Genomic DNA, 841 nt, shown 5'->3' with positions numbered 1-841 from the left:
CTATATAAGAAAAAGGGGATTGGATGTCTTAAATAGTTAAAGCATCAATTAATTTGAATTTTATTAAAAATAGGGGGGATTGTTGGTGAACTAAAAAAGTATCGCACTCACTTTTTTAAGTGAATAATAGAGTTCTTTCATAAGTCATTTTTTACTCAGTTCCATGTTATAGACTCCAGCAATTAAATTAAATCTTAAGCCTAGTCTTTTGCCTCGATTACGATATCGCTCGGCAAGTATTTTGAAGGTCTTCAAACTGCCAAATACATGTTCAATCCCAATTCTTCTTTTATTGATTTCTTGATTGTAGACTTTTAGTTCGGGATGTAATTTGCAGCGCTTCTTTGCTTTAAGAGGCAATAAGCTATTTGGATACACTGCGTAAATCCCTTGATAGCCTTTATCTGCAAGGATAAAAGACCCTTTAGGAATCTGATTCAAGTTACCTTTGAAGAGCTCGAAATCATGTACTGCACCACGACTCGTGCATAAACTCAGAACTTGCTGAGTTCTATAATGGATAATGGCTTGAACTTTAAAAGTATGTGCCTTTTTCTTGCCACTATAGCTTTTCTTCTGTTTTTTTAGGCCTTTGTATTGGAATTTCTGTGGCATCTACGATCACCACATTCCAGTCGATACCTTCACCTTCAGGCAAATTCTTCGGTAAATTAAATAGATTGGACTTAATTAGGCAATCCTCTACATGGCGGACGATTCTTGAAGCAGTAGGCTCTGACACGCCATAACTTGTTGCGACATGGAATAAAGTTCGGTATTCACGCCAATAGCTCAGACAGAGTAGAACCTGATCTTCTACACTTAACTTAGATGGTCTACA

General features: G+C 36.6%; 2 protein-coding genes. Both read right to left on the bottom strand.

The genetic code is table 11. From position 1 onward, the window contains the following. Positions 1-144: 144 nt before the first annotated feature. On the bottom strand, positions 145-615 hold the full coding sequence (locus tag CL42_RS17470; protein WP_035271019.1) for an IS5/IS1182 family transposase: 471 nt from the start codon (positions 613-615) through the stop codon (positions 145-147). After that, positions 563-841: helix-turn-helix domain-containing protein (locus CL42_RS16925; RefSeq protein WP_171076816.1), on the bottom strand; the 279-nt coding region annotated here is incomplete at its 5' end. The genes CL42_RS17470 and CL42_RS16925, both read right to left, overlap by 53 nt.

The organism is Acinetobacter sp. Ver3, from assembly GCF_000632455.1.
Taxonomy (GTDB): Bacteria; Pseudomonadota; Gammaproteobacteria; order Pseudomonadales; family Moraxellaceae; genus Acinetobacter.
The sequence above is the reverse complement of the archived record's forward strand: the minus strand, read 5'-3'. Positions and strand labels throughout refer to the sequence as shown.

Excerpts from the sequence above, each read along its gene's own strand:
- CL42_RS17470 (WP_035271019.1), bottom strand. The coding sequence starts at position 615 with ATGCCACAGAAATTCCAATACAAAGGCCTAAAAAAACAGAAGAAAAGC.